Below are 25,338 nucleotides of genomic sequence, written 5' to 3'. Positions count from 1 at the left end.
CGCTGCCAGCGGTATTTGGATCCGCAGTATGTCCGCAGCGCGCGTCTCCAATGGAAATGCGCATTCGACGAGTGCCGTCAGCGATGGCGGCGCGAATCTTCGCGTTATCGGCTTCATGGAATTTCTTCTCACAGTGATATTGCTCGTCGAGCGCTGAGATACGAGCGGCCGCTTCGTTGTGAGCCGCGATCGCGTCGCTTGCAGCCCTCGCCGTTCGCTCCGAAAACGTCGCGAGCTTCTTGTTGTTCGTCTCGTTGTCGCGCGCGTGAGCGGCCTGCTCATTGGCAGTTGGATGTTGTCAAGTACTTGAAGGCAGCGCCGCCAGTCGCGATGCGAACGGCGAATGCCACCCACCTTATGATAAGGCCCGCTTCCGTTAGCAATCCTCCCTAGGATTCAGCATATAACGAAAGTCTGGCATTTAATCTTTCCTTCGTTGACGAGAAATCGCCGTGGCAGACGCAGTTCTTATACGGAATTTGCATAATCATTTACCTGATCGACTGAGCGGCATCACCAGCCGGAAGAACTCTAGCGTCTATGCTTTTTACAAAGCCTCGGATAATCACCTGTCCATTCGCACTGAATTTTTTTCCATTCGACAGGGTAATCGGAACTTTTTTTGAATACGCGAAAAATCCACTTTGCGTTTTGGTGCAGGTTTTGGTGTCGTACTCATAGGAATTAGACACATCCCCCACCACCCCACCAAAATCTGTTGAAGATACGGGGCCGAATAGTACGTTGATATACGCGAGTCGCGAACAGTCCGGAACAACAAACTGAGGATAGCCCGGTCTGTAAAAAGCGTAATATTCAGCAAACCCTTCGCCATGGGACTTTAGATCGCCAGTGCTTTCTGGCAGCGACCAGCTTCCTATATGAATCATTTCGCCGGTGTTGGTATCCTCGAGATCGCCAGACCAACTATGCATTCCTGACTTATGTATCGTAATGGAATACACGTGTCCATAATCTGCCGGAAATCCGATGCCACAGCTCACCCCTTCTCCGCCGTCCGCACCGAGACGGCAATTCTTGTCGCTTGTGCTCGTCCCGCTTATGAAGGACGAAAATACTGCTCGCAGATAGCTCTTGCCCCCTCTGTTCTTTTGTGGCTGCAGCCCAAGGTAACCCAGTTGCGTCTTCGAATCTAAATCAGAGAAGTAGAACTGGTGGGCAAAGAAGGTCCCCTCCTCTTGAAGCGTCGAATTTTCTATATGAAATATAAACGTAAGGTTAGTCAAGTGTGCGTTAGCCGACACGCCATTCACTTCCCAGACGGTGTGAACGTTCCCTGCCCTTACGTAATCCTCCGCTTGTGCAGGCGGAATCATAAATAAACAAATCCAAGCTTTCAGTATTACATCAAATCCCTGCAAGGTTGAAATACTCATAATCTTCATTACCCTCTGAAGTTGATTCAGGTTGAGGCACTCATTGCGGAAATTTGCTTCTGTTGATATCGCTGCTTCGGTTTTTGCAGGACATCATCGCTTTACCGTTTCTTTCGTAAGCACACAATCCTCTATGCGCCGCTTGACGAGGCCTGACAACACGCATCCCAGCGATGTCACCCATTGCGCACGGCTGTTGTCGGACTCATTCATCGCTCGACATGCGCCCCGCGCGTAAAAGCGCTTCGCAGCCGTGCTGTTACAGTCGGCTTCGCTGCCAATAAGCCTCGGCTGCCGGTAATAGACGGGACCTTATTTTTATTCGATCAAATCAAACGTGAGCTGATTTGTGTTCCCGCGCGCGCAGGTCACGCCGATCCTTTCGCCATGCGAACACGAAGCTCGCGCTGATGTAGGCGAGCGTCGCCACCGCCACCCACCAGTTGATGTCGTGATTACTCACCCATAGCCAGAAGTTGCCGCCCACTACGGGCGTCGCCTTCGCCGCACTCGATACAAACTCTTCTTTCATCGCTTCTCCCAAAACGATCTTGTGAGCGAGCGCGCATGCTTTTTCAAACTGCGATGGACATAAAAAAGCCGCCCGCAGGCGGCTTAAGACCATGTCCATATCCCAAGAACGACCTCACCGCACGTTAGCCGGCAATGGATGCCGGGTGACGGGTTCGAACCCGGTGAGATCAAGCCGATTTTGACAATCCGGCACCTCTGGCGCAAGCGCATGCGCGTACTCACCACGCCCAAACGGTTACTAATTCCTGCATCACGCGATCGCTCGGTCCGATTTCGAACTCACCGCTCCTTACCTTCACTTGAACGACGAACCGCTACCGCTCCATACCTCTCACCTTGGCTTCGCGCAAATTTGTCCCCGCGAGGTCTGCGCCGCGAAGCGTTGCGTTTTCCAGACAGGCTCCTTCCAAATCTGCGCCACCTAGATCTGCACCGAGCAACTCGGCACCCGTTAGATCCGCACTGCGCAGACACGCACCATTCAGATTGGCGCCGTTCAGCACGGCGCGCGTCAGAATCGCACCGCGTAGGTCCACGCCGCTTAAATCGGCGCACGTCAGGTTCGCGCCCGTAAGATCCGCGTCGCGAAGGCAAACGCCAGCAAACGGCGCATTGACAAGCGGCGCTCGACCTCGCTGCGCGTCGCTCAAATCGGCGTGACTTAGATCCTTGTGCTGCGCAAGCGCTTGTCGCAGCTCGTCCATCAGGTCATCGCTCTGCGTGGTGAATAGCTCCGCGCCTGTGCGCCGATTTTTGACCACACAGCCACGCTTCCATGCAGTGTCGCTGCGGATCGCTCCGTCGAAATTTGCTTCATCCACAATCGCTTCATGAAGCCTGCAGTCTCTCAAATCGGCTCCGCTCAAGTCCGCTCCATACAGATTCGCTCCGCTTAGATCCACGCCCCTCAAGACCGCGCCGGCCAGCTTTGCCTTCACCAAGCCCGCGCCTGCCAGACGCGCGCCGTCGAGGTGCGCTTGCACGAGATCGGCATTGTCCAGGCACGCCCCGCGCAGATCGGCGCGTTGCAGATTGACGCGGGTGAGGTTTGCGCCCTCGAGATAGGCATCGGCCAGACGTGCTGCGGGTAACTGCGCGCTCGACAGCGGCGCGCCAGTATTCAATTTGTCTCGGCCCAGTTCGATATGGCTCAAGTCCTTCCCGTTGGCTACCGCCTTCACAAGCGAGTCTCGAAATTCGTCGGTGTCCTGCTCAAGCATCGCGCTCTCGGTACGGCGATGCTTATATTCATAGCCTTTGTTCCATCGAGCGATCCAGAACGCCTCGTTGGCCTCCATTACTGCTCCCCTTAACCGAAATGAATACCGGCTTGCGTTTCCCTCGGAAACCATTCGCTCTCACTGCGCTCGCGCGGGTTCACCGACGACGTACCGTAACGAACCCGCAACCATGCATAACCCTCGGCCCCTCGACTCACTGAAACTATGGAATCGTTCTTTCTTCCCCAGGCAGTGTCAGTCGCTGCACGGAAGTCCCGCGTCTCGCCTAGCCGGATCTCGACCAGGAATTCTGGAATCTTGCACACATATTCGAGCTCAGCGTTAAACGCCACAACGCCGCCAACCCGCACCGAACCGGCATCTTTGACATAGACCAAGCCGCGCAAAACACAGGCGCTCTGGACCATCGTCGACAGACGGCTGTCCCACGCCTCGGCGTACGTCTTGACTGTATAGGCGCCTGGCTTGACGTCATGGAACATCGACTCCCGATCTCCACTCTGCGCAGTCGATTTCGTGACTTCTCCATTCGGCGCGTACCATTCGAGGTGGTATTGTTTTGCGCCGTCAACCAGGTCCCACGAGATTTTCGCGGCCATCTTCGCCTCGGGTCCCGCAACCGCCTGGATCTTCACGTTCGCCGGTGGCGCGATCGGAACATAGGCGTGGTGAATCTCGTTGGTGATGGCCGCATTGTCTACCGCCGCAAACTTCTCCGGCGCGTAACGCGTCGCGGTGATACTGAAGCTTGTGCCGTCCTGCGCCTCCGACACGCTTACCACTCTATAGCGCTGCTGCGTGGCGCTGCCCGACCGCACGCTCCAAGCTGCGCCCCGCACTGGAACCTGTTCAAGCGGCGAAGCAATATCGACCGTTGCTCCGCGTACGCCCGCAATTTCGACACGTCGCGCTCGAGCATCGGGCAGCACCACCGTGAGGCAGTCCCCGGGTTGCGCCTCCACTTCCCGGTCCAGCACCACCCGGGCGCCGCTCGCTTCGCGGATCCGCCCACCCGAGCAGAAGTCTGAGCGCGCATCCGAGCGCAACGGATCTGCAATCTCGATGATCTGTCCAGGAAGCGCGAGAGTCCCATCCAGCCCCACACTGAATGTGACGGTCTCGGTCTCCAGGCGCGAGGTCTGCAGCAACCAATGCCCGGCGCGCTGCGCCTGCCCGCGGCTCGTGCATCCAAAGGCCGTGAATTCCGCCGCGTTGTAGCCGTATAGCGCAATGCCATCAACGTCTTCGACGCTTTCAACGGCGCGCTTATGCCCGTCGAGCGGATCGCACCAGGTCACCATCGCCGCGGTGTACCGCGACTTCAGCGAACTGCCCGTGTACTTGAAGATCCCGTTCACGACGTTGGCCGGGTTGTACACGTACACGGGATCACTCGGCATGTCGGCCGATCCCCAGACGTGCTCTGCGCTCCAGTACGCGATCCCCCGAAACACGCTGGCGAGTTGCTGAAGCAGCGCGAACGCGTGCGTGCGCGAGGTGATATAGCAGTTGCATGTGAATCGCGGCTCCGTGCCACCGGCGCAGTTCGGCACCAGCTCGTCGCAATACCTGCCGATCGCATACAAGGAATAGGGATCGACCATCTCCGGTCGCACCCAGGCACCTGCGCCATAGCGGCGATTGAGCAGCACGTCTCTAAAGATCCAGACCGGGTTGTCCGTCCACGCCCGCTTGAACGTACCGTCCCAGGTGCCGTCGTACTTTCGCGTCTGCGGGTCATAATTGCGCGGCACATTGACCAGCAGCCCCTTCACCTCATACGAGCGAACCGGAACGCGCTCGAATTTCTCGGAACTGATCTGCAAGGCCGCCAGCGCGCTTGCCGGATATTTGAATTTGCCGGTGCGGCGCTTGGTATAACTCACCACATGCACTGTGCCGTGCTCCTTGCCCGCATTCTTTCCCTGGTCAATCTCATCGGTGCGCGTGAGCGTCAATCTGAACCGTGCGCCACCCGTGATGCTGACGGGAAATGTGAAGGTCTTGTAGTAGGCCTGGCAGGTACCCGCGATCTTCCGCTCTTCCGGCACCGGCGCGGGCGTATCCTTTTGCGCTGGGACATAACTTGGCGAGAATCTGAATTTGACGCTTGCGTTGGTATGCCCTTTGTTCGAGTCCCACCACAGATCACTTACCTGCAGGGTGACATCCACTTCATCGACGTCTGGCTCGGCTACTTCAAGTAACCACGGCGTGAACTGAGTGACCTTTCTTGTCTTGCCATTCTCCTCGATATCCGCCAGATGTCGGCGCAGCTCAACGCCGACCGGCGTCTCGTTTGCCGCGGCGGTAACCCAATCCACCGCTTGTTGCTCAACTGCACCACTGCGGAAGTCAAATTTATCGACCTGGAAGTTACGACTGCCACCGTCGTTCAGGACCCTCACATCATCCAGATAGACCGAGTAAAGCGGGAACCAGTCGGGCGGAATAGGACCAATATTGTTGGCAAGCCCCCCGATCTCGCCCTCGGCGATCAGATCGACCACCGTACAGGTGAGCCTGCTATTGAGGGGCGTGTTCTTTTGCTCTTCGATCTCATCAGGCGTCTGCCGTGTCGCCGCGCACGCTTGCAGCCCCCCCCTCGCCGGCGCATCCACAGCTTGCACACTGGTGCTGATGACGGTCGAGCCTACCCGCATGCGTCCGTAGAGCAGCGGCACGGGACCGCCCTGCGCGACCACGTTCTGGATGCCAGGCATGCCGTGCTGGTTTTTTGCCGGCGGCGTAGGGGTTTGCGGAGAAAGCATCTGCGCGATACCACCCAAGGCCAACGATCCCCCCGTAAGCATCATGTTGATGCCGTACGGATTGTCGAAGAACAGCGATGCGGCACCGGCGGCCGCGAGCGCCACGCCGGCAATCGTTTGGAACAATCCGCCCGCCTTGCTGCCCGTAATGATCGGAGCGATCCGAATCGGCTCGCTGCCCGCCGGCCAATCGAGTTGGGCCTCGCTCACATTGCGTTGGCCGACAAACACGGCATAGCGCAAGCCTCGCTCACCGCTTCGATAAAGCTCCTGCCAGAAGCCGGGAATCATCGCGCCCAGCGCACGCAACGCGTCGCGCGGCGATTGCACTACATATCGATGCTCGCGGCCAAACTTCGCGCCCAGACTCCCATATAGCCTGATTGACCGTACCATCTGCTGCACCGCTATCTGTTCCATTCGACTGCCTCGATGTGGCGCAGCACATGCGTGACGTGCGTCCCATAACGCGGCAGAGGCTCGCGCCGCGATAATTGATTCCAGAGGTGATGCAGGATCTCGTCTTCGCCGAGATAGACCGCGGCGTGATTGGGAACGCCACGGCGGCTGGCGATCGACATAAGCAGCACATCGCCCACGTGCAAGGTGGCGTCGCGACCGACGCTCATGAAACCGGCTGCTTCATAATTGTCGAGATAAAGCGAGGACTGGCCATCGTTCCACCACTTTCCCGATCGTGGGAAATCGGGCAGATCGACACTGAGCGCCGCGCGGTAATAGCGACGTACGACGCCATAGCAATCACTCGCCCCATGCACGAAAGGTGCGCCAATGAGGGGGAGGTCGTCTGCAGCTGGGCTGAAGCAATGAAGGCGACCGACTACGGGTTGCTCGTCGCGGTCGCCACACACACTCGCGATGATCCAATTGGGAACACGGGATGCTTGGCAGGCAAGCAGGTCTACGATGCTCGGCCAAGCGCTCGCGTCGGTATGCGAATGAACGATTGCCTGGATCGCACCCTTGTCCTCGACGCTCGCATAATCGAAGCCGGAAATCGCAAAGTCTCGCGTTGGATGGGCCGCGGTATTCGTGCACGCAACGTACTCGCCATCCACAATCAGCCCGCACGATTCGTTCGGGTAGCACTGCAGCGCATGCGTTTCGATTGCCGCGCGCACGTGATCGGCAACAACCATTTACTGCATTCTCACCAAAGCGCCTGCGACCCCTGCTGCGGGGAAGCCGCCGAACGGCAGTTCGACCCCTGCCCCGTGGCGACACCTGCAACATGCCAGGCGCTTGCCGCACGCATCTTCTCTCTCGTTGGTTGTCGGCGAATTGTTACGCGTGAAATACGGCGGCCCCTTGTAACCGCACTCCGGTCCGCGGTATTGCCACTGGCACACCGAACCGATGATCTGCCGCGCCGGCAGCTTCCGGCCCGACAGATCCAAGACGGAACTCAACGAGAACTCGACCAATGTCGGCGTCTCGAGCGTCTTCTGCTCAATCAGCCATAATTCAACCGGCATCTCGGCGCTCGGATCCGCGCTTGGGCTGCCATCTAGATATTGCGCCAGCGTTCGACGCCGACGCACAGGCGCACCAACCAAATCCGCACACCTCGTGCACAGCTTCGACACGAAACCGTCGAGGTTCGCTACGCTCAGCGTGGGCGTCGGCTGAGCGGCGTCGCTCGTGCGCCCAAATCCCGAAACCTGCATCGGCCACGCGCCAAATTCGTGCCCGTTCCACCTGATGACGCCACCGTGCTCATGCGCGTGAAACCGAAGCACTTCGTCGCTCCAGCGCGTGAGATCAAGCTCATACAGCTCGATGAGCGCGCCCGGCTCCAAACGTTGGACATCCGCTCGCAACGTGTTCATGGTTCGAATACCTCTTTGAATGTGACGCTCAGCGAATACAGATCGCCACTAAGCGCGCACGTTTGCACGCCTTGCTGCGCGTCGACCCGAAACAAGCCTCGCGTGCGTAACGGCGGCGTCCACAAGAACGTTTCACTGCCACGCGTCGCATCGAGAAAGGTTCGAATTGCCTGGATCTCAGACCGATCACCGACAAAGCGCAGCGGCCACGAGTCGGCGATATTGTTGATCCCGTCTGGCACCGCCTGGCTATAGCCGTCGCCGAACTGCACCGTGCGAACGTGATAGTGCGTCGCGCCTTCCACGCCCACGGCGGGCGACCAGGTGAAGGTGTGGCGGGGCTTTGCCGACTTCATCCGAAATGCCCCTGAGAGATCAGGCTGGCCAGGCCACCCTGGCCGCCGATCTTGCGTGCGATCTTCTGATCGACGAAGGCGCTCACCATCGCCTGCAACTCGCGCAAATCACGCTCGCTCAGTCCCGCGCCTGCGTGCGAGTGAACCTGCAGATGCACTTGCGCACCCTCCGATCGCGGCACGGCGCTTATCGAGTTCCCCACTGGACCGCCTGCAGCGAAATGCGCCAGATGCTTCGAATTGATGGCTTCCAGTAGCGCGTGATGCTGGCGCGCCGCATCGGCGTTCACGACATACTCGCCATTGGACAACATCGCGGGAATGCTGTCGCTCGTGCCGGTGCCAGGCCCCGCGATCAACCCGCCCTGCGCATGATGGGGCAAATACTTCAGAATCTGCGCGATCAAACCCGTGGCGGAAGACTTCTGCAGGCTCTCGAACATTGCACCCATCGCCTGATGCAACGCGAGCTTCGACAGATCGGCGAGCGCGCTAGCGACGAACTCCTTCACGCCGAACTTGCCTGTCGTCACGAACTTTGCCACCGCATCCTCCATGCGGCTCATCTGCGCTACCACCGCACGGCGCGCTACATCGGCCTTGTCCTGCGTGTCGATAAAGAACTCAGCGATACCCCGCTTCGCGCCACCCGCCCAGTCGCCCTGCACCCGTTTGAGATCCTCGTATTGCGTCTTGATCTGCTCGATCGTCTTGCTGTACTCCTGCTCGATCACGGTCACTTTGGCAAGGTATTCGCTGCCATTGAGCAGCGCTTCGGGCGTGCCTTTCTTCAGATCCTCTAGTGCCTTCTGATACCGGGTAGCCGCCTCGCTCAGCTCGCCCCGCGCGCCTCGGCGCAACGGGTCAGGATCGCGATCGTCCAGCTGACGCGCGTAGCGTTGCTCCTGTGCCTGCCTGAATTCACGCATGCTCTGCTGGACGTGCTGCGCCTGCTGCTCGAACTTATCCCGCGCATCGCGCAGCTTGATTTCTTTCTCCAACCCCACATTGCGTTCAAGCCCAAGGCGGATGGCCTTCTCATCGCGCAGCAGGCTCCTTTCCTCGGCGCTCGCGATATGCCGCTTGGCTGCGGCAGTCTTCTCGTTGAACTGCGCCAGTTCCTTCTGCGCACCCACGAGTTTCTCGTTCGTGTGCCACTGCGCCTCGAGCGCCGCCCCCTGCTCGCGCACATGCTCAACATACCGCGCCCCCGCATCTGCTCGCGGCTCGGGCGTCTTTCTCTCGTGCGGCTTGTAGCGTTCTGCGTTATGGGCGAGCATCTTTTGGCGATCCGCCTCGAGCGCCTTGAGCTCCTCGCGCGTCTTGCCCGCCGCCTCACCCGCTTTCTTCACCGCGGCGAAGTACTCGTTCGTCTCTTTGTTGGCGTCGGCGAGCTTTTCCTGCGGCAAACGCGCCGATTTCATATAGTCGGCGTGATGCTCCATGACCGACTTGAATGCTTCGACGCTCTTCTGATGCGGATCATGTTTCTGACCCTCGCCAAGCAGCGTTTGTACGAGATGCTGAACCTCGGCAATCTGCTTTTCGATCTCCGCCGTATTCATCCCACCCGGGTTCGACTCGGGGTCAAGCAGCGAAGCGCGCAATGCCGCCAGCCTGTCTTGCGCCTTCACCAAAGCGTCACTCTTGCCCGTGACGCCCCGCCAGAAACGATCCCATTTCTGACCGAGCGTCTCGTAGCTCTCGGCCATGTCGCGATTATCGGATTGCACCGCCTCGCGTGCCTTCTTGCTTGCCGCCTCCACAAACGCCGCCCATGCTCCTGCCTTGTCGCCCGATAGCTCAAGGATGCGAATATGGTTGATTTGCTCCAAGCTCAGATCATGATGTTGCTCAGCCCATTTACGTGCCGAGTCCGTTGCATGACCGTACGACTGCAGGAACTGATGCACCACCTCATCCACCGACTGCTTCGAGACCTTCGCGTACGCCGCCACGCTCTCGCCAGCTTGTTGCATATCGGCGCCGGCCACATGCCCCGAATTGGCAAGCGCCATCAGCGCATCGCGCGCTTCGTTCACCGACACGCCCACACGGCGCGAGATGATGTCGGAATACGCCTGCAGCTTGCCCTGCGTGAGCGCGGCATAGTTGCCCGTGAGCAACATCGCCCGATCGAGCGCCTCTTGCTGTTCGGTGAGCGCGTGAATCGCATGATAGGTCGCGTACGCGCTCGCTCCCAAGGCCCCGAGCGCGACGCCCGCCGGGCCGCACAACATTGGCAGCACGTCGATGCGCTCAGCCAGTACCATCAACGAGCCCATGAAGTTCTTCCAACTGCCCTGCATGGCCTCATGACCGAGCACAAATAACTCTCGGCGCGCGGCTACCGACCCCGCTCCGAGGTGATGCATGGCGCGCGAAGCTGCCTCGGCCTTTGCGATCAACGGCTCCGCCGACTCCGCGATACCAAGATTGGCCGCCTTCAACCGCATTAGATCAAAGCGCGTCTTACCGGCCGTATCGGCAATCTTCTCAAAACCTTTGACTGCAGCGCTGACCTGCCGTGCCGTCGCCGCACTGCCCGCTCTTACCGCTTCCTCGAGCGCGCGCGCAGTCAGCGTGCCGCTCGCCGCCATCTGCTGCTGACACGCCTCGTACTTGCGAGCACTCGCCTCCTGATTGGCGACGAAGCCCTTGGCCGCTCGGCTGACCTTCTCCATGCCCGCTTCGAAACCGCTTGCGTCGACACTGACCCGCGTGACAAGCTCATTAGACAACGCCCGCCTCCCTCAGCTTCTTTTCGACGACTTCGGCCATCTTGCGCACGGCCACCGTTTTAGTGGCGTCGAACGCCGGCCGAATGAACGGCTGCGCCGGCGTGCGCGAACTACCGAATTCGATCTCGTGAATCGCACGCGCAAGCGTGCGCTCGGTCAGCCTCACCGCGTTTCGCTTGCCCAGCTCGACGAAGCGCCCGTAGAACGCATCCTTGCTCCACGTAATGAGGTAGGACGCGTACTTGCCCGGCACCGACTCTTGCTGGTCGTACGCGATCAACATGTGATCCCGTAAGAAGCCGGGTGCATGTGGTTGACCGCGGCGCTTGCCCGTGCGCGTACCGATCGGCGCGCGACGCTTGACCTCGTCATGAATCACGCGCGCGCCGGCGACCGCCGCCTGGCGAAGCGTGCTTTCGCTCACCACCGCATCGAGCTTGTCTAGCATCCCCGTCAATGCGCCGAGATTTTCGACACGATAGTTTTTACTCATCCCCTGATCACCTCGCCTTTGCGTACCACGACCCGCTTGCCGCCCGAGAGCTTGATCGCTTCCAAATCAATGCCAAACGCGCAGGCGGCGATCTCGTCCGCATCTCGCTCGCACTCGCCACCATGTTCCTGCGCCTGAAGCGACTCGCGGCACCACCCCGACCACGGCGTGAAATCCGCTGCGCGCAGCGCCGGCGCGTCCTTGCCCCTGTTCATGTTGTATAGGAGGCTCATCAGGGTGCCCACCCGCAGATCCTCGATGTGCTCGCCCCAAGGCTCGTCCTCGTAGAACGTGACCCACTTCGCAAACTCGGCGCTCGACACTTCAAGCTTGGCGCGCCGCACCGACATGCCCAGTTTCGAGGCGATGCGCATCCACATCCATTCCCGCGGGTCGGCCCTCAGTTTTTTGAGGCTTCCTCCTGCGCACGCTGACCGAGCGCATTCAGGCGCACCGCGATCTGCGCGAGTTCTTCGAGCAACGCTGCGCGACCCACGCACAGGACGGCCACGTGATCTTCGCCAAGAAGTAGAGCATCGTGCTCGTCCACGAGCGTTGCAGCAATCAACGCCGCTTCGAAACCGCTATTGCCACCGCCGTTCCTAGCACTGTCGTACAGCGCATCGCGCGCGGCGCCCGACAGTTCACGGAAACGCATCGTTCTACCACCCAATTCCTTGACCGATTCTTCAACGATCTGCGGCGCGAAAGCCGCGAGGATCTGTTCCTTGTTCATAGATTTTATTCGCGGCTATGCCGTGCTCATTGATGTGATGCTTATTGACCCGGCGTCACAATGATGTCGCCCGTAATTTCGAGAGTGACCGTGCCCGACACGTACTGATCTACCTTCGCCGAGATCGGAAAGTCTTTCACGAACGCCGTAAATTCAATCGTGGATTTGTCCGAGAGGGTCAGTTTGAAGTCGAGCGGCGCGCCGTTGCGTTTGGCTTCCAGCAGCGCCTTGTGAGACTGCTCTTTAAAATTGATGAGCAGGGCGATTGCAAGTTGACCCCAGTCCTGCAGGCCCGGACGCTTCTCCTTGCCATCACTGTCCAGGCGCGTGACGTCTGCCATGTTCGCTGAGCCATTGAAGCCCGACACGTCGGTCAGGTTCGCCACCTGCGTCCAGTCGACCGTACCGGATGCGGCTCGATAGTGCAGCACCGTCTTTTGCGATGGGACCGCGGTCGAACTTTTTTGGTTTTTGCTTTCATCCTGCAACGTTCGTGTGTCTGACATCACGATTGCCCTCCTTTCAGACATTAAAATGCCGCCTTTACAGGCGGCTCGACCCTTCTCTAGCCAGTTAAAACTTGCACCACACCTTCACGTCCACGCGACTGCCAAACAAGCGTGTTTCGTGCTCAAACACGTTCGAGGGCGCACCGATCGGAACAGCGCCCGCCTCCGCAGCGAGCAGTGCGCGCACAACCTGTCGCATAAGGGACGATCGACCTCGTGCCGTCTTATGCCACACCGCCACCTGCACGCGCGTGCAACACGTGTCCAGCAGGGTGCCCTCTAAATCCACCGCGAACTCGCCGCCCGCCACCTGATACACAATCCACGGCGGGCTGGTGCCCTGATCGGCTACATCGGCGAATACGTGACCATCGGCAAGATGCGCCAACGCCTTACTCACAAGATCTTCAGCGATCATCGCTCACACACACGAGATCAATGTGTTCGTGTCGCAAGAGGTCCGGCAGCACCGCTTCGATACGCATGAGCGTATCTGCGACCGTGACGCGCATGCCTCCGCGCAGAGCCTGGCATAGCGCTTTGCGGTACCGAATGCGCACGCTCGCTTTCACTTGACTCATCGGCGCATCCGCTGCAATCACGTCCTTACCGCTCAGCATGCGCACGTACGCCTTCGGATTTTTGACAAACTCCCACCTGACAGACTCGCCGTCCGAGTCGACCACACGACGCTCAATGATCACGCGACAATTCAGACGACCCGCCTCCATCAGAACCTCGTCGGCACGCAGATGGGTGCGAGCAGCACGTCTGCGTAACCATCCGGGATCGCCGTGACGCCCTGGCCTCTCGCAAACAGTTCGCGATGGTCGTACGCCCATGCAGCGGCCAGCAGCATCCACGACCGCACTGATGGATAACGCGTCAGGTCGATCCCGGCTTGATACGTGATGGTGACAGCGCCCGAATCGGGCCACTCAGTCCCGTTCATCGGCGCGAGCAGCGTCTCGCGACCGAGCTGGACGAGCTCGTAGGTGCTCGCATCCAGCGTCGTCTCACCCGATGTGCCACGGGCCTGCAACTTTTCAACGCTCAGAACCTGTCCGACTGAAAGCGGGAAAGCACTTGGCGGGAAACTCGTCATGCGCTCGACGTACCGGGCTCGTCGGATGGCCGCCCCCGACTTGCTCTCCGCCGCTTGGCGCGCCCCTGGGATCACGATGCGCTCGATAAAATCCCGCTCATCATCGTCGTCGATCCGACACTGAACGACGACGTCTTCAAACCTCAACGGCTCCGCATCGTCCAGGTAGTCCACAAGAACTGCGGCCATGCCGAGTTAGCTCCGTGCAGCAGCGGTCTTGGCTGCAACGCGCTTTTCAGACCCCTTTGCATCGCTCGACTCAACTGCGTACCCGTCGGCGATTCCCAGATCGATGACTTTTTGAGCGTGCTCCTCATCGAATCCGGTGATGTCGCCTGGCGTGTACTGCCGGTGGTGACGCTTGATTCGGACCAGTTTCATTTACACACCCCAGCTCACGCCGGTCAGCATGGCGATCGACTCGACGTGGCGTGGGCCGAAGTCGTTCTTCGCGATCACACGGATTAACGTCTGGTCCCGCTGAAACGCACTGACGACATTGCCGTCAGTGTCCTTATACGTAGCCTCCTTGCTGTAGTCGATCTCCAGCGACTCCTCCTCCCCGATGAACACGTCGCCGAAATCCACGAAGTAGATCTCCGACTCGTTCGTGTCCTTGCCTAAGTTGACGGGTACTTGCGTCGTCCGGCCGACCGGATAACCCTTCAGCATCCCGCTGTCGAGCTCCGGATAGACCTTGTTGCCGTTGCCGTCGCGCATGCTCGACAGGAAGCGGAACACGCGCGGCGCCATGATCCACCCCGGCGACACCATATTCGCGTCGGCCCCTTCGAGCGCGAGAATTACCTTGTTCAGGTCGGTCTCGACTTTCTGGATCGTCGAGCCATCGCTTGCGGCCAGCTTGTTGCCCACGATCGCCCAGTGCAGCAAGCCCTTGGGCGTGTTCGCTGCCCCGTCGTCACGGATGAACGCCTTGTCTTCTCGCGCACCGATCGCGCTCGTGAGGTCACTCACGACGATCTGGTCTACATTCGGATTGACACCGGCATACTTGAGCAGATCGTTGGCGATCGGCACCAGTGCGGCAAGCTTCTTCGCGCGAAGCTGCAGGTCGTCGAACTGCTGTTGCGTCGCGGGAATATCAGTATCCGCGCCGATGTAGCCGACGATAGCGCCGCCTTTCAGTCGCGGAATGGTCATGTTGCCGTTCGAGAGCGGCAACGTGCGCGCACCGAGCTTCCGTACGACGGACTTCGGACGCAGCAACTCGATTACTTCACTCGACAGGTTCGTTGGCACCAGCACGCCACCCGCGCTCGAGGTGAGGGTATTCAGCGACATGGCGACCTCCTCCCCGAAACCACGCTCGATCGCGAGCTTCGAGGCGAGCTGCGCATCGCCGCGCGCGGCCGCCAGGGCGCGTACCATGCGCGCCATCTTCGCACCCTTCACCTCTGGCACTTTCGGTTGCACCGGGATGCTCGACGCCCCCGCAGCGCTCACGGCAGCGGGCGTAGGATCGACTGGTACAGCGGCGGCCACGGCCATGCGCTCGGCTGCTTCCGCGCGTTCGATCTGCGCCGTGATCTCTTTGAACTGCGCGCTCAGGTTCTCGAATTCCGCGTGTTGTTCAGCCGACAACGCAACGTCGCCCGCTTCGATTGCGGCCAGTGCCTGCACTTGTTTATTGATGCTTGCGCGTTCGCGGCGAAGTTCATTGATGTTCAACATTGATCTCCAAAAAAAAAGCCGCTCGCAGGCGGCAGTACTGGACTTAAACGCGAACGCGCTCAAGTGCGAATCAGGTGGTTTTAGTAGTGGTTTCGCATGTTCATCGCTGCTGCACGCGCGGCAACGCTTCGACTCGGCTTGCGCTGCGCACGCGAGGCACCAATTTCCGCTGCGATCCGGTTCACAGCGGCCTGAGGCGTCTCGACGCTGTCGGCCAGCCCTGCCGCTACGCCGCCCCTGCCGAAAAAGACACCCGCCTGCGTGTCCCTGACCGCGTGCGTGGTCAGCCCGCGGAATTCTGCGATCGCGTCGACGAACTGCGTGTAGCTGGTTTGCACGATGCTCGTCAGGCGCTCGAGCGACTGGTCACTTAGCGGCTCATGTGGCGTGAGATCGTTTTTTTGGTCGCCGGCGAACACCGATGTGACCTTGATGCCCTGCTGCTCGTCGCGCTTGGAGACATCGAGGTGTTTCGCAATCACACCAATCGAACCCACGCCCGAGGTCTGGCTCACGATCACGTGCGATGCCGCGGCGGCAATCAGATAGCCGCCAGAGAAGGCCGAAAAATTGACGATCGCCGTGATTGGCTTCAGTTTCGTGGCCGCGCGAATGTCGTGGGCAAGCTCGAACGCACCCGTCGCGCTGCCGCCGGTGCTGTCGATGTCGAGAATGATGTGTTCGACCGCAGGATCTGCCACCGCCTGATTGATGCATGAACGCAAGCTCTCGTAGCTGGTCATGGGCTCGCAGGGGTTCATATGCGCGGATCGCGAGACGAGGATGCCCGACACCGGGATGATGTTCAACCCCATATCGGCGACCACCGCACGGCGGCGATCGCTCGCGCTCATCATCTGCGCACCGCCACCGATGTCGTCATCGTCCATGAGCCTCGGCTGCGTGCCATTCACCGTCAGGTTGACGATGTTCAGGTGCAGCGCTTGGTTGGCCCATTGAACAGCCAGCGACATCATCTGGTCGCTCACGAGCTGCGGCTGATTAAAAATCAGGTTTGCAAGTCTAATATGTGATTTCACGCCAACATCCTTCCGACGTCTTCGATTTGTGCTTTGGTGGCTCTGGCGTTCTCTGGTGGCAACGGTTTGGATGCATCCACCATGTTGAGCGGACTCAAATAGACATCCCCTCCCTCGACTGGCGGCATGTTCTCCAGACGCCGGATGTCGTTGATCGAAAGCCACCCCCACTGCCGCCCAACAGCGTAAGCCGCGTAACGCGACGAAAGATCCCCGCGAAGCAGACCCGCGAGGTTGTACTCGATGAAGTACTTTTTGCGCTCCGACGGCAGCAGCAAATCGCGCATTTTCGCCTGCTCGTGCCGCCTGACCCATGGCAATAGCGTATAAATGACGAAATGGATTCCCTGGTGCTCGATATTGCTGAACGTGGCGCGCTCGAGCTCGTTAACCATGTGCGCTGGAATCTTGTACATCCGCGCAATGTCCAGTGTCGAAAGGCGCAGTGCGTCGATGAGCGCTGCGTCGACATTCGTCATCGACAGTGGTTTGAAGGTCATCCCCTCTTGCAACAGCGCAACCTTTTTCGCATTGCCTGAACCGCCGAACTTCGCATTCCAGCCATCCGTTACCCGGTCCACGCTCGCCTGCTCCTTCAACGGCGTGCTCGTACTCGGGCGCTCAATCACCCCTGAGAGCACCGTACCATTCAGGAACGATCTGCCGGCATATTGCTGGATGGCCTGGGCGTGCCCAATCGCGTTTGCGTGAAGCAAGATGGGCGATACACCGGTGTAGTCGTCCATCGACAACCAGCGAACGTGATGAATCAGGCGTTGCGGTATTCGATCACAACCGTTGATTTCATAGACGGGCGTCAGGTCATCACTCTTTAAGACCCGGACAACCCTGCGATCCAACGGATACAGTCCGAGAATCTCGCCATGAGGATCACGATCGATGTAGCTATAGCTGTTTCCGCAAAGTCCGACCGCGATCTGAGATTGCTCCTGGTACTCGAAGGGCGTCTGCCACGGATTCGGTTGATACTTCAGAACTGAATACAACGGGTGATCGACCGCTGGCCTACGCTCCTCTCCCGAACGTTCATACAACTCGATCGGCAACTGCGCGATGCTCTCCGCAAGTAACGTGACGCAGTTCTGCAGAACCGTAAGCGACAGAGCGCTTGCCGTGCTCACCACTTGCCCCGACTCCGAGCGCGCGCTACCGAGCAGTGAAGAGATCCACGCGCCCGAGCCCATCTGGGACAGCCCCCGGTTGGACAGCAAATGCTTGCTGAAAAACACCCACTACCCCTTTGTTTGCGTCGCGAGCGCCGCCTGCGCAATGCGCGCAGCAGCCCGGTCGGCCAAGAAGGCCCAGAACAACAGAGACAGGCCGGCCACAATGAATCCGGCCGGCACGCTGATCAACACTACGCCCGCCACCAGCAACCCAAACCCGAGCACTCCGGCAGCCCATGCCGCAACACCAATTGCATTCAAACGCTTACCCCCTGGTCATACACTGAGCCACCGTAGAGCGCTGCAGGATTGAGCGACATCAGCGTCACGGCGTTGAAAAGCGCCATCAACGCATCGATTTTTGCGGTCCCGCTGGCTTGCTTCGTGATATTCACACTGTTGCCAACCGGCACGACGCGTGCGTTACCCACGCACCACGCCATGAGTGGCTGACCACCATGTATCAGGGCGCCGTCAGAGACTGTTTCAGCCGCATCGTCTCTAGCGCCGCGCCCAGTCGCGAGACGGCGCTCAGCAGTCTTGATTGCCCCGGTGAGCTTCCAGCCCTGCGAAATGCCAACCACCCTCTCGTCAGGTATTCCAACGTCAGCCAAAGCATCGAGCACGCTTCCAACACCGGCGGGATCCACGCCCACCTTGTCGAGTAAGCCAGCCTCATAAATCGTCGAGACGATGTCGGCGACATCGCGTACGTCGTCGCCGATCTGTGCAACCATCGTCAGGTCTCCATCGCTTTCAAAGTCGCGAAGCCTGGACGCTATTTCCTTGCGCCGTTCGAGCACAGACGGATGGGCCCACGCGTGTGTCCAAGCGAGCCAATTGCGCTTGTCCTTCTCGCGCCCAAGCACGGCCAGCCCAACCAGGTCGTCCAGACCGCCAGCGTCGATACCAACGTCGATCACCTCGCAACGCCTCATCAATTCTGCAAGCGAGAGTCCCGGCAAACGCGCGGCCGCCTCCCAGAAATCGGCACCTGCCCATCGATCGGAACGCAAATTCAGACCGATCTCGACGTTCAGATGCTTCGCCACAAACTGCTGAAAGCTGCCGTCCGTTTTGTGCTGGATCTTGCGCAGCTGGTCCTCGAGCCACTCGGCGCTGACTGAGCGCCCAATGTTGGGGTTCGTGACGTAAAAGTTGGCCGGGTCAAGATAGGCTTTCGATGCGATCAGCTTGGCCGGAAACTCGTAGAGTACTCCGAGCGACTTGCGATCGACTATCCTCCCATCGCGCACGTTGCGGTAATAGTTCAGCTTTTCTCGAAAGACGCCCGCCGGCGGCTCGTCGCTCTGCGTCGTCAGGATCACGACCCATCCTTCTTCGCGCGATATCTGACCGCCCGTCGCTTCCATGAACATGCTTTCGGCGTTTACCTTCTTGCCAAAGAGCCAATGCTCGTCGATCAGGATGCGCCCTGATTTCTTGCCGGAAACCGTGTCGGTATCTGCGGCGACGACTTTCAACGATGCGCGTGTCACGCGGTGCGTGATGGTCCGAACGTGGTCTTGCACGTGAAAGAGCGCCGTTAGTTCGTCGTCAGCGCGGATCATCCCGGCAGCCGGTTTGAAGCTGTTGTCGGCAACTTCCTTCGTCGGCGCCAGGATCAAATGCTCTTCCTCTTCCCGCCAGCAACGGATGACTGCCGTCAGCATGATCCCAGCGGCAATCGTCGACTTAGTGTTCTTTTTGCTGATTAACAAAAAGAATTCACGGATTAACTGATTGCCACTCTCGGCGTCGTACGCGCCAAAGATCGCCGAGACGAAATCGAACACCCATTGCTCGCTGCATTCGCCGAACGTGGGCTTGCCGGGTAGATCGACAATGCGCAGCTCCTTGAAGATCGCCAGCGCCTGAGCGGCCTCATCGCGATAGATTGGAGCCGGAATGATCGATCGCCTCTCTACTAAACGGGCTTCCCAGTCAGGACAGGCTGTCGTCCATTCCATGCTCACACCTTCTTGCCACCCGCAGCGACGAGCTTCGGTGGCGGCGCAGGTGCAAATTTGCTCGCGACCTTCTTCGCTGCCTGGTCACGCTGCTCTTTTTTACCGCCTTCGCCGAGCTTGTGATGCACGAAAGGCATGAGTGCCTTTGCGGCGTCCACACGTAGCTTCTTCTCCGTTTCCTGGTCATTCATCGCTGCAATCAAGAATGCCTTGGGATCACGAAAGTTCATCACCGCCGCGAGATCGAACTCAGACTGCTGATCTTCGTCGCGCACGGGTCCTTCACTCTTTGGCAACTTCGAATCACTGGCGATGCGAGCGACGGCGAGATAAAGCACCACGTCCTTTTCCTTGGCAAGTCGTGCCCCGGCAGCCGACGCTGTGTTCACGCTGTAGCCGGCGAGAACCGCCGCTTCCTTATTCGACTTACCCGCCAACACAGCGTCGGCGAACAGCCGCTTTTTGCTGGTTAGCGCCACAAATCAACCCCTCCAAATAGTCGGTCCTGCTTTAACATCCCTTTAACATCTTTAACATCGCTTTAACATGGCCGGATTGGCTCAAAGCCCCGCCAGTAAAGGTGTTTAGTTAATTAGGGCCATGTTAAAGGCTTTAACATTTTTTGTTGAAGGGAGATTTTTTCTGTGCGTGAGAGAACGCTCTGTGTCCGCGTCGAAAAGTCCCCAGACCTTCGATACCCCCTCCCCTTAGCGCCATCTGCACCGAGGCTGTCCGAAGCGTACTGCGGCTTCTGCTGCGGTCTTGCGCGCATGGCAGTCCACGCACAGCAATTGCAGGTTCGCGTCGTCGTTGCTACCGCCAGCTTCAAGTGGAACACGGTGATCGACATGATCAATGCGGTCATTCCATCCTCGACCGCAATGCGCGCAGCAGAAGCTGTCGCGAACGGCAATGCGCATGCGGGTCGTCATCCATTTGCGTCCACGCACGCGCGGCGTCGATCCCGCTTTCACTTCTAGTACAGTCAATCGACCCGCCCTTGCATTTGCCAGTCGAGGCTTGAGCATCCGGAGCTTGGACATTCGCATGTTGCAACAGAGTGTTCTATGAACTAGCCTCAAATGAGGCTATAGCGCGAGACTCGCTCCAATGCAAAAAGCCCACGCGGCGAACCGAGTGAGCTTTCTTTGGGCGCAACTCTGCCGCCACATAGTTATTTTGCTTCAGTTGTCTCGTATGTGCAATAGCTTTTATGAACTACGCACGAATTCATTCTTTCCGTTCTCTAGAGCCACCGATCAAGCAGGTTGGTGCGTCTTTAACCATTCACGCAGCGCGTCGTTCATGCGTGTCTGCCAGCCATCGCCCGACGCTTTAAATGCTTCAACGATGTCCGCATCGTAGCGCACGGATAGCAGCACCTTGGGCGAGTCGAGGCGCGGTCGACCGCGCTCGCCACGCCGCTTCATCTTTTTGAATTGTTCGTCCGACACCTCGTACGTGTCCGGATCTGCGGCGATGCCGCGATTGATTGCCTCGTCTTCCTCGGGTGTCGGGAGTTCGAGCACGCGGCCCGACCGCGTCTTAATCGAATTGGGCATAGTTGCGCACCTCTCGGTCGTTTGCCTTGCGAAGGCTAATAACATGCATAGTCTCGCCACGCTGCGTGAAAACCACACAGTAGAGGCGCGTGCCGATCGGAGCGAAGCCGACTTCACGCACCTCCATGTAATCGCGACGAGCATCCACGTAGGACGAGACTGCCGACCAATCGATCACCTCTGCCAACTGGAGCGACATGCCATGCTTGGCAATATTCGCTTCGTTCTTACTCGGATCGTACGTGATGTCCATTTGATAAATGTAGCTACGTTATTGTATCACGCAAGAAATATTTGTAGCGACATCGTTAGCGCCTACGAATTAGGTTCTTTGCGAGCAACGCGGGACGCATGAACGCCTTGGCTTCGGCGTAGTCGCTCTCCTGCGTCCCGGGGCTACGAGGATTCCGGAACACAGTCGCCCCGGCTGCAAAGTTGCGCATTGACGTCATAACAGCAACGCGATGAGGGAGCGCTAACGTCCGGATGATGGGCTCGACCGCTTCGCCCGTGGCCGAACGCAACTGACTATCAACGACCTCATCGAGCTCCTCGTAAGACATCCACTGGCGACTGCTTTTACATTGCCGAAACGACGGATCTGCGCGTCCGTATCCGACCGCCGGCCGATATGATTCGCTCCACTCGTACCATTCAAGCAGCACCGCATCAATCTCATCCATGGCCATACATGTACCCGTCATGCCGCCTCTCTTGTAACATTCATTTCGCTACCTCTTGCATACGTCCATAGCCAAAGCACATCCAAGCACCGCGTGCGTGCAGACGGTCACCGCTCGACACCGTAGGGAATGCTCCAATGATCCAACCAGGCGACCAGCTGTTCGCGCAATATGGGGTTGCGGGGATACGGAAATTGAACCTCGCCTTCTTCCTCAATTCCAGCGAAAGGACATCCTGGAAACGAGATCCAACTCTGCAATTCCTCCACGCGTCGCACGGCCATTCGTAAGAGCGGCCGCGGAATAGCAGACATTTCAATGTAGGTGTATGCGGTCATGTTGTCGACCTGGTGTTGCCTTGATGTTCGCTGTCCGTATCTTGAGCGGATGACTCACAAGAATTTGCAAATTCAGACGCGACGCGGGTTTGCGCGATGCACTTCGCCACTTTTTCGCCACTCACTTTAGGTTTTGATGCATCGGCCAAGCCCATCTTTTCGCTCAACCGTGCTTGTGCATCGACAACTGCCGCAAGGTCCGCCTCCAAGTACACCATCGTCGTGCGCGGATCCTTGTGGCGCATCACGCGTCGAATCGTTTGGATCGGGACGCCCTGTTCACTCAGCAGCGTCGCGAATGTTCCGCGCAGCCGGTGCGGCGTAAGACCGACGACTTCGCATGCGGCGTTTGCAGCGAACATCGCCCGTCGCGTAAAGCCCGAATTGAACGCCTCGCCGTTCTTGCGCGTGACCACAAGTCCGGATGCCTGGCGCAGGGGGTGCAGATAGTCAAGCAACCAATGAGGTACGGGTACAGGGTCCGCCTCTCGGCCTTTGGTCCGGCCAGGCGTATAGGTGCCGCGCTCCCAATCAAGCCACTCCCAGCGCGCCGTGATGGTCTCGAATTCGCGCAGCCCTAACCCGAGCATCAACCGCACGGCGATCGACACAGCTGGCTGTCGAACGGCCGCCGAATCAACGTTATTCAACCACTTCGAGGCCATCGACACGGGAAGCGTCGTGCGTGGCCGCTTCTGCAGCTTGATCAGCTTCACTGACCACGGAACCATTGGCAGAATGTTTCGTCGGACCGCCCAGTTGCACACTACCTTGAGCGACTTGAGCCAATGATTAGCGCTCGCGCGGCTGTGAGTCTTCAAATGCTCAATGCGCGCCTGTTCGATCGCTTCGTTAGTCAAGCTGCCTACCGAGACGTCGCCGAGCCCGTAAAGATGCAATCGCGCGACGGTTTTCATCGATTTGAGGTGGGCGCTGCTCACGATTGGTTCGTTTGCTGCGATCCACTTGACGAAAAGCTCCCGCAGAGTCGGAACCGGCTCGCGCCCTCTCGACCACAGCTTGGCATCGCTGTAGGCGCGCGCGGCTACAGCCTCAGCCTTGCGCTTGATACTCTCCCGCGTGCTGCGCTGCACGCGGGCACCATTCACTTGAAAGCGGTAATGCCAGCGTTTGCCAACACGAATTAAGTGATAGCTCACCGACTCGACTCTCGATAAATTCCAAACGACTTCAAATCGCCTCCGCGCAGCCGATGCTTCGCAAGCACGATGAACTTGCCCGTGCGTTCAACAAAGCGATCAACGATCACGTCACCATTACGAAGCACCACGCGTACGCGGGTGCCTCTTGCGCAGCATGTGTGCGGCGTCTTCATAGCGGCTCCTTGGCGAGACTCTTGAAGAGCGCGTGAAACTGGCGCAGCTTCTCCAAGTCGGCAGTGTCTTCCGCTCGTCTTTGTTCGATCGTCAGCGCGGCAGTCTCCATGTCGGAGGCAAGCTCCATTAGATCTCCTGCGAGCTTGCGCGCACGTCCGGAAAGTGCCGACAGAATGTCGAGCGCCGATTGGCTTAGCGTGCCATCTGTCCTAATGGATTCAATTTGTCTCGCTGCTACCGTCACGGTGTTCTCCCTTTCTCTCACTTCCACGCGCTGAAAGCGCCCCTTCAACTTCTCGCGGATCAGACCCACGTCTTTCAATCGAAGCAAGCACCCATCGAGCACTGCAATATCGGGCGAACTTTTCGTCACTCGTTTCAGATGCATCGCGATCTGATTGCGCGACCATGCGTCCTGCTTCGGCACCATCTCCAGCACCTTTTTCACGATCGCAGACTGGCCGCTCACCGCCGCCTGATATTTCGCTGGCGTCATTCGACTTCCCTCACATTCATTTCCTCCAGTCCACTCGCTAAAAACGGCGCCAACGTCCTGCGGTTTTTCTTCAGTAGCGCTTTGGTGCGATACACGCCGGGTTCGATCCAGTTGCTATCGAGGAGAGGAATGCCCGCGCGGCGGTTCTCAGGTATCCATGCATCGACCCACACATACGCTTCGAGCTTGCTTTGGGTCTTTGGTCGAATCAGCCGGTAGACGGTCGTTTCAATCTGCGCCGTCATTTGCCACCGTTCGTACTGGTAGCGTTTGCCGTTTCGGCCTCGATAGGTGTTCCATGTCGTGTGCGTTGGCACGTTGATTAGGCAGCGCACGACTCGACCTCCATGCCGGCCTTCGCGCTGCGCACCAGCGAGTTCTTCATCAAAATTTCCTCCACGTCCCAGCCGCCTCCATCTCGCGCCTTTCGCGGATATGCCACTTTAAATACGAGGGGAAAGATCCATGCCGCGACCTTCATCTTGACCTTGGCGTCATCGCTGAAGATGGCGCGCGCACCCTTCACGTCGTGCATCTCTAACAACTCTGAAGCGGGAAGCACCGCGTAGTCGACAGTCAGAAAAGTTCTCGGCGCAAGCTTCAGCTTGATCCCTTCAAACAAGTACCATTGGATCTCGCCAGCCCGCCGCTGCTTTTCAAGATACGCCTCGTAACGACGCTCGGTTGCGTTTCGCTCGCCATCGCGCAGACGTCCTAGCGCTCGCAGTCGCATCGTTGCGGCCTCTCGCTGCGATTTCGTCTCGCGCGCCGCCGGTGCAGGCGAAACAACTGAATCGGTGCAAGACATGATCTCGTCGACCTCGCTGTTGGGCTGCGTACCGAACTTCCTTGACAGAGCTCGCTGCTGCGAGTCACGTCCAACCGTGAGGTCCTCGCGAACGCGCGCCGTGCCAATGGTCTTCGTTTCGGCCGGCACATGCACCGGCCACAATGACGAGCGCTTCACCATGCTCCTCCTACCTCCCTCTTTATCAAGGTGAGCAAATACGGGACGCCAAGAAGCGTCGCGACGATGAACTCGCGTTGCCAAGCGAGGATGCCCAGAATCGCCGTCGTCGACACGAAGTCGTAGAAAGCATTCACGGGATAGCCCTGCTCGTAATCCTTTGCAGGCACGAGGAAAGCAGCGATCCACATTATTTCGGCGATGACGCAGAGATAGGCGATAGCGACATCCCGCGCCAGCGAGTGACCACCTTCTATCCACAGATACAGACACACGGCGAGCAACACATCGAAAAAGACTGCTCGGGCAAGCTTTTTTGCGTTCACGACTTCT

Annotated in this window: 32 protein-coding genes and 1 pseudogene; all 33 read right to left on the bottom strand. The window is 58.8% G+C overall.

Annotation, left to right across the window (positions count from 1 at the left end; all coding sequences use genetic code 11):
- Window positions 1-491: 491 nt before the first annotated feature.
- A complete protein-coding gene (locus ACZCWR_RS07555) occupies window positions 492-1,406 on the bottom strand; it encodes a hypothetical protein (RefSeq protein ID WP_487303076.1) in 915 nt (304 codons plus the stop codon).
- Between the two features lie 84 nt (window positions 1,407-1,490).
- A pseudogene (locus ACZCWR_RS07550) lies at window positions 1,491-1,679 on the bottom strand (hypothetical protein); the annotation flags it as partial.
- A gap of 49 nt (window positions 1,680-1,728) precedes the next feature.
- Window positions 1,729-2,022: a hypothetical protein gene (locus ACZCWR_RS07545; protein ID WP_487303075.1), complete on the bottom strand. Its 294-nt coding sequence runs from the start codon at window positions 2,020-2,022 to the stop codon at window positions 1,729-1,731.
- A 223-nt stretch (window positions 2,023-2,245) separates the two neighbouring features.
- Window positions 2,246-3,229 (bottom strand): pentapeptide repeat-containing protein, encoded by a 984-nt coding sequence (locus ACZCWR_RS07540; protein ID WP_487303074.1) that lies wholly within the window; start codon window positions 3,227-3,229, stop codon window positions 2,246-2,248.
- 11 nt (window positions 3,230-3,240) lie between these two features.
- Window positions 3,241-6,363 carry a phage tail protein gene (locus ACZCWR_RS07535; RefSeq protein WP_487303073.1) on the bottom strand — a complete coding sequence of 1,041 codons (3,123 nt, stop codon included), beginning with the start codon at window positions 6,361-6,363 and terminating at the stop codon, window positions 3,241-3,243.
- Window positions 6,351-7,103 (bottom strand): C40 family peptidase, encoded by a 753-nt coding sequence (locus ACZCWR_RS07530; protein ID WP_487303072.1) that lies wholly within the window; start codon window positions 7,101-7,103, stop codon window positions 6,351-6,353. Before ACZCWR_RS07530 ends, ACZCWR_RS07535 begins: the two co-directional genes overlap by 13 nt.
- A complete protein-coding gene (locus tag ACZCWR_RS07525) occupies window positions 7,104-7,793 on the bottom strand; it encodes a phage minor tail protein L (RefSeq protein ID WP_487303071.1) in 690 nt (229 codons plus the stop codon). It lies immediately after the preceding gene.
- Window positions 7,790-8,149 (bottom strand): phage tail protein, encoded by a 360-nt coding sequence (locus ACZCWR_RS07520; RefSeq protein ID WP_487303070.1) that lies wholly within the window; start codon window positions 8,147-8,149, stop codon window positions 7,790-7,792. Before ACZCWR_RS07520 ends, ACZCWR_RS07525 begins: the two co-directional genes overlap by 4 nt.
- Window positions 8,146-10,890 (bottom strand): phage tail length tape measure family protein, encoded by a 2,745-nt coding sequence (locus tag ACZCWR_RS07515; RefSeq protein WP_487303069.1) that lies wholly within the window; start codon window positions 10,888-10,890, stop codon window positions 8,146-8,148. Before ACZCWR_RS07515 ends, ACZCWR_RS07520 begins: the two co-directional genes overlap by 4 nt.
- Entirely contained in the window at window positions 10,883-11,383 is a 501-nt protein-coding gene (locus ACZCWR_RS07510; protein WP_487303068.1) for an HK97-gp10 family putative phage morphogenesis protein, read from the bottom strand. The genes ACZCWR_RS07515 and ACZCWR_RS07510 overlap by 8 nt, the downstream gene beginning before the upstream one ends.
- Window positions 11,380-11,757: a phage tail assembly protein T gene (locus ACZCWR_RS07505; protein ID WP_487303067.1), complete on the bottom strand. Its 378-nt coding sequence runs from the start codon at window positions 11,755-11,757 to the stop codon at window positions 11,380-11,382. The genes ACZCWR_RS07510 and ACZCWR_RS07505 overlap by 4 nt, the downstream gene beginning before the upstream one ends.
- A gap of 26 nt (window positions 11,758-11,783) precedes the next feature.
- Window positions 11,784-12,119, bottom strand: coding sequence for a hypothetical protein (locus tag ACZCWR_RS07500; RefSeq protein ID WP_487303066.1), 336 nt, complete (start codon window positions 12,117-12,119; stop codon window positions 11,784-11,786).
- A 41-nt stretch (window positions 12,120-12,160) separates the two neighbouring features.
- Entirely contained in the window at window positions 12,161-12,625 is a 465-nt protein-coding gene (locus ACZCWR_RS07495) for a phage tail tube protein (protein ID WP_487303278.1), read from the bottom strand.
- A gap of 67 nt (window positions 12,626-12,692) precedes the next feature.
- On the bottom strand, window positions 12,693-13,046 hold the full coding sequence (gp17, locus tag ACZCWR_RS07490) for a tail completion protein gp17 (protein WP_487303065.1): 354 nt from the start codon (window positions 13,044-13,046) through the stop codon (window positions 12,693-12,695).
- Window positions 13,036-13,359, bottom strand: a complete 324-nt coding sequence (locus ACZCWR_RS07485; protein ID WP_487303064.1) for a phage head closure protein — start codon at window positions 13,357-13,359, stop codon at window positions 13,036-13,038. Before ACZCWR_RS07485 ends, gp17 begins: the two co-directional genes overlap by 11 nt.
- A complete protein-coding gene (locus ACZCWR_RS07480) occupies window positions 13,359-13,922 on the bottom strand; it encodes a hypothetical protein (protein WP_487303063.1) in 564 nt (187 codons plus the stop codon). The genes ACZCWR_RS07485 and ACZCWR_RS07480 overlap by 1 nt, the downstream gene beginning before the upstream one ends.
- 6 nt (window positions 13,923-13,928) lie before the next feature.
- Window positions 13,929-14,114, bottom strand: a complete 186-nt coding sequence (locus ACZCWR_RS07475) for a hypothetical protein (RefSeq protein WP_487303062.1) — start codon at window positions 14,112-14,114, stop codon at window positions 13,929-13,931.
- Complete coding sequence (locus tag ACZCWR_RS07470; RefSeq protein WP_487303277.1) at window positions 14,115-15,422, bottom strand: phage major capsid protein; 1,308 nt, start codon at window positions 15,420-15,422, stop codon at window positions 14,115-14,117.
- 83 nt (window positions 15,423-15,505) lie between these two features.
- A complete protein-coding gene (locus ACZCWR_RS07465) occupies window positions 15,506-16,465 on the bottom strand; it encodes a S49 family peptidase (RefSeq protein ID WP_487303061.1) in 960 nt (319 codons plus the stop codon).
- Window positions 16,462-17,715, bottom strand: coding sequence for a phage portal protein (locus tag ACZCWR_RS07460; protein ID WP_487303060.1), 1,254 nt, complete (start codon window positions 17,713-17,715; stop codon window positions 16,462-16,464). The genes ACZCWR_RS07465 and ACZCWR_RS07460 overlap by 4 nt, the downstream gene beginning before the upstream one ends.
- A 194-nt stretch (window positions 17,716-17,909) precedes the next feature.
- Complete coding sequence (locus ACZCWR_RS07455; protein ID WP_487303059.1) at window positions 17,910-19,622, bottom strand: terminase large subunit; 1,713 nt, start codon at window positions 19,620-19,622, stop codon at window positions 17,910-17,912.
- A 2-nt stretch (window positions 19,623-19,624) separates the two neighbouring features.
- Window positions 19,625-20,101, bottom strand: coding sequence for a terminase small subunit (locus ACZCWR_RS07450; RefSeq protein WP_487303058.1), 477 nt, complete (start codon window positions 20,099-20,101; stop codon window positions 19,625-19,627).
- 228 nt (window positions 20,102-20,329) lie between these two features.
- The gene (locus ACZCWR_RS07445) at window positions 20,330-20,542 is read right to left on the bottom strand and encodes an HNH endonuclease (protein WP_487303276.1); all 213 of its coding nucleotides are present in this window, start codon (window positions 20,540-20,542) and stop codon (window positions 20,330-20,332) included.
- 339 nt (window positions 20,543-20,881) lie between these two features.
- Complete coding sequence (locus ACZCWR_RS07440; RefSeq protein ID WP_487303057.1) at window positions 20,882-21,184, bottom strand: BrnA antitoxin family protein; 303 nt, start codon at window positions 21,182-21,184, stop codon at window positions 20,882-20,884.
- Window positions 21,168-21,437: a BrnT family toxin gene (locus tag ACZCWR_RS07435; RefSeq protein ID WP_487303056.1), complete on the bottom strand. Its 270-nt coding sequence runs from the start codon at window positions 21,435-21,437 to the stop codon at window positions 21,168-21,170. Before ACZCWR_RS07435 ends, ACZCWR_RS07440 begins: the two co-directional genes overlap by 17 nt.
- A 55-nt stretch (window positions 21,438-21,492) precedes the next feature.
- Complete coding sequence (locus tag ACZCWR_RS07430; RefSeq protein WP_487303055.1) at window positions 21,493-21,873, bottom strand: hypothetical protein; 381 nt, start codon at window positions 21,871-21,873, stop codon at window positions 21,493-21,495.
- A gap of 101 nt (window positions 21,874-21,974) precedes the next feature.
- Window positions 21,975-22,205 carry a hypothetical protein gene (locus ACZCWR_RS07425; RefSeq protein WP_487303054.1) on the bottom strand — a complete coding sequence of 77 codons (231 nt, stop codon included), beginning with the start codon at window positions 22,203-22,205 and terminating at the stop codon, window positions 21,975-21,977.
- The gene (locus ACZCWR_RS07420; protein WP_487303053.1) at window positions 22,202-23,365 is read right to left on the bottom strand and encodes a tyrosine-type recombinase/integrase; all 1,164 of its coding nucleotides are present in this window, start codon (window positions 23,363-23,365) and stop codon (window positions 22,202-22,204) included. The genes ACZCWR_RS07425 and ACZCWR_RS07420 overlap by 4 nt, the downstream gene beginning before the upstream one ends.
- On the bottom strand, window positions 23,362-23,541 hold the full coding sequence (locus ACZCWR_RS07415) for a hypothetical protein (protein ID WP_487303052.1): 180 nt from the start codon (window positions 23,539-23,541) through the stop codon (window positions 23,362-23,364). Before ACZCWR_RS07415 ends, ACZCWR_RS07420 begins: the two co-directional genes overlap by 4 nt.
- Window positions 23,538-24,038: a hypothetical protein gene (locus ACZCWR_RS07410; RefSeq protein ID WP_487303051.1), complete on the bottom strand. Its 501-nt coding sequence runs from the start codon at window positions 24,036-24,038 to the stop codon at window positions 23,538-23,540. The genes ACZCWR_RS07415 and ACZCWR_RS07410 overlap by 4 nt, the downstream gene beginning before the upstream one ends.
- Window positions 24,035-24,283: a hypothetical protein gene (locus tag ACZCWR_RS07405; RefSeq protein WP_487303050.1), complete on the bottom strand. Its 249-nt coding sequence runs from the start codon at window positions 24,281-24,283 to the stop codon at window positions 24,035-24,037. The genes ACZCWR_RS07410 and ACZCWR_RS07405 overlap by 4 nt, the downstream gene beginning before the upstream one ends.
- 77 nt (window positions 24,284-24,360) lie before the next feature.
- Window positions 24,361-25,008, bottom strand: coding sequence for a hypothetical protein (locus tag ACZCWR_RS07400; RefSeq protein WP_487303049.1), 648 nt, complete (start codon window positions 25,006-25,008; stop codon window positions 24,361-24,363).
- Window positions 25,002-25,331: a hypothetical protein gene (locus tag ACZCWR_RS07395; protein ID WP_487303048.1), complete on the bottom strand. Its 330-nt coding sequence runs from the start codon at window positions 25,329-25,331 to the stop codon at window positions 25,002-25,004. Before ACZCWR_RS07395 ends, ACZCWR_RS07400 begins: the two co-directional genes overlap by 7 nt.
- Window positions 25,332-25,338: the final 7 nt, after the last annotated feature.

This window comes from Caballeronia sp. A2-2 (assembly GCF_057612605.2).
Note: the sequence above shows the minus strand (reverse complement) of the source record. Positions and strands in the feature narration are given on the sequence as shown.

What these genes read in the sequence shown, in the direction of transcription:
- ACZCWR_RS07555 (WP_487303076.1), bottom strand. Translation starts at nt 1,406, where the DNA reads ATGAAGATTATGAGTATTTCAACCTTGCAGGGATTTGATGTAATACTG.
- ACZCWR_RS07545 (WP_487303075.1), bottom strand. Translation starts at nt 2,022, where the DNA reads ATGGTCTTAAGCCGCCTGCGGGCGGCTTTTTTATGTCCATCGCAGTTT.
- ACZCWR_RS07540 (WP_487303074.1), bottom strand. Translation starts at nt 3,229, where the DNA reads ATGGAGGCCAACGAGGCGTTCTGGATCGCTCGATGGAACAAAGGCTAT.
- ACZCWR_RS07535 (WP_487303073.1), bottom strand. Translation starts at nt 6,363, where the DNA reads ATGGAACAGATAGCGGTGCAGCAGATGGTACGGTCAATCAGGCTATAT.
- ACZCWR_RS07530 (WP_487303072.1), bottom strand. Translation starts at nt 7,103, where the DNA reads ATGGTTGTTGCCGATCACGTGCGCGCGGCAATCGAAACGCATGCGCTG.
- ACZCWR_RS07525 (WP_487303071.1), bottom strand. Translation starts at nt 7,793, where the DNA reads ATGAACACGTTGCGAGCGGATGTCCAACGTTTGGAGCCGGGCGCGCTC.
- ACZCWR_RS07520 (WP_487303070.1), bottom strand. Translation starts at nt 8,149, where the DNA reads ATGAAGTCGGCAAAGCCCCGCCACACCTTCACCTGGTCGCCCGCCGTG.
- ACZCWR_RS07510 (WP_487303068.1), bottom strand. Translation starts at nt 11,383, where the DNA reads ATGAGTAAAAACTATCGTGTCGAAAATCTCGGCGCATTGACGGGGATG.
- ACZCWR_RS07505 (WP_487303067.1), bottom strand. Translation starts at nt 11,757, where the DNA reads ATGCGCATCGCCTCGAAACTGGGCATGTCGGTGCGGCGCGCCAAGCTT.
- ACZCWR_RS07500 (WP_487303066.1), bottom strand. Translation starts at nt 12,119, where the DNA reads ATGAACAAGGAACAGATCCTCGCGGCTTTCGCGCCGCAGATCGTTGAA.
- ACZCWR_RS07495 (WP_487303278.1), bottom strand. Translation starts at nt 12,625, where the DNA reads ATGTCAGACACACGAACGTTGCAGGATGAAAGCAAAAACCAAAAAAGT.
- gp17 (WP_487303065.1), bottom strand. Translation starts at nt 13,046, where the DNA reads ATGATCGCTGAAGATCTTGTGAGTAAGGCGTTGGCGCATCTTGCCGAT.
- ACZCWR_RS07485 (WP_487303064.1), bottom strand. Translation starts at nt 13,359, where the DNA reads ATGGAGGCGGGTCGTCTGAATTGTCGCGTGATCATTGAGCGTCGTGTG.
- ACZCWR_RS07480 (WP_487303063.1), bottom strand. Translation starts at nt 13,922, where the DNA reads ATGGCCGCAGTTCTTGTGGACTACCTGGACGATGCGGAGCCGTTGAGG.
- ACZCWR_RS07475 (WP_487303062.1), bottom strand. Translation starts at nt 14,114, where the DNA reads ATGAAACTGGTCCGAATCAAGCGTCACCACCGGCAGTACACGCCAGGC.
- ACZCWR_RS07455 (WP_487303059.1), bottom strand. Translation starts at nt 19,622, where the DNA reads ATGGAATGGACGACAGCCTGTCCTGACTGGGAAGCCCGTTTAGTAGAG.
- ACZCWR_RS07445 (WP_487303276.1), bottom strand. Translation starts at nt 20,542, where the DNA reads ATGCGCATTGCCGTTCGCGACAGCTTCTGCTGCGCGCATTGCGGTCGA.
- ACZCWR_RS07440 (WP_487303057.1), bottom strand. Translation starts at nt 21,184, where the DNA reads ATGCCCAATTCGATTAAGACGCGGTCGGGCCGCGTGCTCGAACTCCCG.
- ACZCWR_RS07435 (WP_487303056.1), bottom strand. Translation starts at nt 21,437, where the DNA reads ATGGACATCACGTACGATCCGAGTAAGAACGAAGCGAATATTGCCAAG.
- ACZCWR_RS07430 (WP_487303055.1), bottom strand. Translation starts at nt 21,873, where the DNA reads ATGGCCATGGATGAGATTGATGCGGTGCTGCTTGAATGGTACGAGTGG.
- ACZCWR_RS07425 (WP_487303054.1), bottom strand. Translation starts at nt 22,205, where the DNA reads ATGACCGCATACACCTACATTGAAATGTCTGCTATTCCGCGGCCGCTC.
- ACZCWR_RS07415 (WP_487303052.1), bottom strand. Translation starts at nt 23,541, where the DNA reads ATGAAGACGCCGCACACATGCTGCGCAAGAGGCACCCGCGTACGCGTG.
- ACZCWR_RS07410 (WP_487303051.1), bottom strand. Translation starts at nt 24,038, where the DNA reads ATGACGCCAGCGAAATATCAGGCGGCGGTGAGCGGCCAGTCTGCGATC.
- ACZCWR_RS07405 (WP_487303050.1), bottom strand. Translation starts at nt 24,283, where the DNA reads ATGACGGCGCAGATTGAAACGACCGTCTACCGGCTGATTCGACCAAAG.
- ACZCWR_RS07400 (WP_487303049.1), bottom strand. Translation starts at nt 25,008, where the DNA reads ATGGTGAAGCGCTCGTCATTGTGGCCGGTGCATGTGCCGGCCGAAACG.